Genomic DNA, 3,893 nt, shown 5'->3' on the forward strand with positions numbered 1-3,893 from the left:
ACCACCTGGCCGGGCACCTGCTCGGGCCCGGCCGGACGCACCGGCGCCGGGGCCGACGCGCTCCGGGTGCCACCGTCCAGGTGGGTGCCACCGCCACCGGCCAGGTGCCCGGCGCCGCCGAGCACCCCCGACAGGTTCGGCACCGCGGACGACTGCGCCGCAGTGGCACCGGCGGGCTGCTCCACCACCCTCGACGCGACGTTCCCGTCCAGCGGCGCGGGACCCTCCTGGTGCGGCGCGGGCGACGGGTGCGACTGCGCGGCGGCCGGCTCGTGGCGCGGCGCGGCGTTCTCGTGCGGCTGGGGCGTCGGAGCCTCGTGCGGCTGCTGCGTCGCGGACTCGTGGTGCGGAGCCGGGGTCTCGTGCGGCTGAACCGTCGACGTCTCGTGCAGCTGCGGCGCCGGGGCCTCGTGCGGCTGCGCGGCGGCCGGCTCGTGGTGCGGCGCGGGCGATTCGTGAACCTGCGCGGCAGCCGGCTCCTGGTGCGGGGCCGGAGTCTCGTGCGGCTGCTGCGCCACCGGCTCCGGACGCGGCGCAGCGCTCTCGTGCACCTGCGGGGTCGGCGTCTCGTGCGGCTGGACCGCGACCGACTCCGCTCGCGGTGTGGGCGACTCCTGGTGCGGCTGCGGCGCGGGCGTCTCGTGCGGCTGTCCGGTCGTCGGGTGCACCGAGCGCACCATCGCCGGTTCGGTTTCGGTGTTCGGTGCGGCCGTCCGCGAGTCGATGCGGGAGACGGCGGGCTCCTGGGCCCGGGTGTCCACCTGCTCGTGGGGGGCGGGGGCGGCCGTCTCGTGCGTGGTCGCCCCGGCCGTGTTTCCTGCCGTGCTCCCGGCCGTGGTCCCGGTGCTGCGGTCGGAGCCGAACGGCGCCAGGCCGTTCACCTTCGGCTCGCCCGCACCTGTCGTGCTGGTGTGCCCGGACGACGAGCCCGCGTCCGCGGTCGAGCCTGGGCCAAACGCGGCCCCGGCCCCGGACCCGGCCCCGGAGGTGCTCGCGGAGGTGCTCGCGGACGTACTCCCGGAGGTCGGCGCGGGTCCCGCGCTGTCGCCGGAGGTCGTTCCGGACGGGCCGCGGTAGGTGCTGTCGCCGGAGGAGGAGGTGGGTTTGGTGAACGTGGGCGGGCCGTCGTGGCCGGCGCCGGCGGTGTCGGGGAGGTCGAGCTTGGGGGCGTCCACCGGCTTGGGGACGTTCCCGTGGCTCTTGATCGCGGAGGCGCCGGCGTGCAGGCCCGCGCCCGCGCCGCCGGACAGGCCGGAGCCGAGCAGGGAGCCGCTGTCGACGTGGCCGGTGGTGATCAGCTGGGTGGAGACGTCCGCGCCGACGCCGATGGCCGCGCCGGTGCCGATCTTGCCGGCGGTCGAGTTGAGCGCGTTCTCCGCACCGATCTTCTTGCCGGCCGCGCCGATGCCCTTGCCGATCAGGTGGGCGGAGGCGCCGCCGACCGCGCCGCCGAGCGCGTTCTGGCCGACTTCCTTCATGTCGATGCTCTTGCGGTGGCCCTCGGCCAGTTCGATGCCCTGGGCGAGGAAGTTGATCGCGCCCATCTGCGCGGCCTGCTTGGCCGCCATCTTGAGGGTTTCCTTGAGCAGTTGCTTCAGGATCTGCTGGACAACCGTCCGGCTGACCGCGATCATCGCCGGCACCTGGAGCAGCGAGGCGCCCGCGGTGAACGGTGCTTCGGCTTCGGCGGTGGCCAACTCGAAGGCCAGGATGCCGAGTTGGGCGATGATCTGGATCTTCGCGGTCTCCGCGGAGTTGGCCATCTGCTCCAGCATGTCGCCCATGCCGTTGAGCGAGTCGACCGCGCCCGGAAAGGCACCGGGCTTGTCGGGGCCGCCTTCGCCGACCGTGTACTTCTTCTCCCAGTACCCGGCCAACGCCTCGGCGGCGACGCCCTGTTGGCCGTCCAGGGCACGCTTGATCGTCGAATCGGCGCTCTGCGCGGCGTCCTTGACGTTCTCGGCGGCCTTGCGGCAGTGCTCGGCCATGTGGCGGAGCTGGTCCTCGTCGGCCTCGGGCCAACGGGTACCGGCCAGCAGCAGGAGGACCCACTGGAGCGGTTCCGGGAGTTCGACGGCCATCGGGTCAGTGCCTTCCGCTCTGGGTCATCCCCGGGGTGATCGGGAGGTGGAGGGGGGTGGACGGGAGGGAGGGAGAGGTGGGCATCTGCGCGGTGCTCTCGATGCCGCCGAGTTCGGCGACGGTGTTCTCGTCCGCGTTCTGGTAGCTGTCGGCCATCCGCTTCAGACCTTCGGCGATGTTCTTCAGACCGTCGGGCAGGCTCTTGAGGAGCGTCATGGTGCTGTGGCTGATCTTCACGTAGCCCAGGTCGCCTTCGGCGAACTTCTTGCCCGACTCGTCGTTGCCCCAGGGGTCCTGGGCCTCCAGCGAGGGCAGGTAGGCGTTCAACGACCGGTAGACGTCGGCGAGTTGGTCGGCGGCGGCGAGCATCGGCGTCACTGCCGCCCGGTACTGGTCGGGGTCCACCCGGAAGCCGGAGCCGCTGCCGCTGCCGTTGCCGCCCGAACTCCCGCTCCCGGACGCCGCGTTCCGGGCTGCCGCCGGACGGTTCATCACGTGGGCGGGCGACGGCCGGTTGATCACGTGGGCGGGCGTGGCCTGGGCGAACGGTTCGTCCCGTTCCATCGGCCGCAGCAGGGCCTGCGCCGGTTCCGCCCGGTGCTCGGGGGTCGGTGCCGCGTAGTCCGTCCGCGCCTGCTGGAACGGCTCCACCGGCTGCTCCACCCCCTGCCTGGGCAGCAGCGCCTCCGCCGGGTGCTCCAGCCCCTGCCTCGGCAGCACCCGCTCCGCCGGCAGGATCCGCTCCTGGGGTTCGAGCAGCTGCGGTGACGCCTGCTCGAACGCCGGAACCCCCTGCTGCGCGGGTTGCAGCAGGCCGCCCATCCGCTCCCGGGACTGCACCGGATCCAGGGCGATGCTCTCCGGGACGGCCGTGCCGATCCGGAAGCGGTCGGCCTCGACGGGGGTCTCGACCATCCGGTGCAGGACGCGGTCGGCTTCGGCGGGCGCCTCGGCCCCGACGTACCAGGGCTGTTCGTCGTCGCTCATGAGGGTTCCTTCGTCGGTGCGGGAGACGGCGGGCGCGCGGTCAGTCGGCGGCGGGCGCGGCCAGCCGGGAGAGGGCGGCGCGCAGGAACGGGCTGGGCACCTGGTAGCCGCCCTCCTCGCGGAGCGGGGCCCGCTGCGGGGTCGCGGTCGCCGCCGCACCGGTGTCGGTCGCCGTCGCGGCGGGCCCGGTCTCGGCCGTCGGCGCGTCGGGGTGGCCGCGGCGGGCGGCGGCGCTGCGCGCGCGTTCCAGGTAGGCGTCGTCCGTGCCGCCGGAGGTCTCCGCCGCCGTGACGGGGGTCTCCTGACGCTGCGTCGTCGGGTCGGTGGCGCCGGCGGCGGCCCGGTCGTCCGCCGTGCCTCCGGTGCCCGTGCCTCCGGTGCCCGCACCGTCGGCGCCCGTACCGTCGGTACCCGTACCGTCAGCGCCCGTGCCGTCGGTCGCGGTCGCGCCGCCGCCGAGCAGGACGCCCGCGAGCTGGTTCAGGACCTCGCTCTCGCCGGAGGGTGCGGCCGCGACGGCCTCCGCCTCGGGTTCGGGCGTGGCGAAGGTGCCGTCGGCGCGGGCGTCGTCGAGCCAGCGGCGGCGGGCCCGGTGCCAGTGGCGGTCGCGCGGGTCGACCTCGCCGGCCTGGCCCAGGATGCCCGCGTCGCCGTGCAGTTCCTCGCCCTCCTCGCCCTCGCCGCCGAAGCGGGTGGGGCTGACGAAGCGGTTGCCGTGCTTGCCGTCCTTGCCGCCGCCCCGGGCGCCGCCGCCCATGCCGGGCATGTGGCCGCCCATGCCGGAGGCGCCGGTGGCGCCGCGGCCGGCCGTGCCGCCGGCGCCC

1 protein-coding gene and 2 pseudogenes are annotated in these 3,893 nt (G+C 75.1%); all 3 read right to left on the reverse strand.

All coding sequences use genetic code 11. The features are described 5' to 3' along the window. Nucleotides 1-2,081 (reverse strand): annotated as a pseudogene (locus ACFUEL_RS36610) (hypothetical protein); the annotation flags it as partial. Between the two features lie 4 nt (nucleotides 2,082-2,085). Further along, entirely contained in the window at nucleotides 2,086-3,069 is a 984-nt protein-coding gene (locus tag ACFUEL_RS36615) for a hypothetical protein (RefSeq protein ID WP_380242044.1), read from the reverse strand. A 40-nt stretch (nucleotides 3,070-3,109) separates the two neighbouring features. After that, nucleotides 3,110-3,893, reverse strand: a pseudogene (locus tag ACFUEL_RS36620) (hypothetical protein); the annotation flags it as partial.

It is taken from the genome of Kitasatospora sp. NPDC057198 (assembly GCF_042670125.1).
Taxonomy (GTDB): Bacteria; Actinomycetota; Actinomycetes; order Streptomycetales; family Streptomycetaceae; genus Kitasatospora.

Bases quoted from the DNA above. Each gene is read 5' to 3' on its own strand.
- ACFUEL_RS36615 (WP_380242044.1), bottom strand. From the start codon at position 3,069: ATGAGCGACGACGAACAGCCCTGGTACGTCGGGGCCGAGGCGCCCGCC.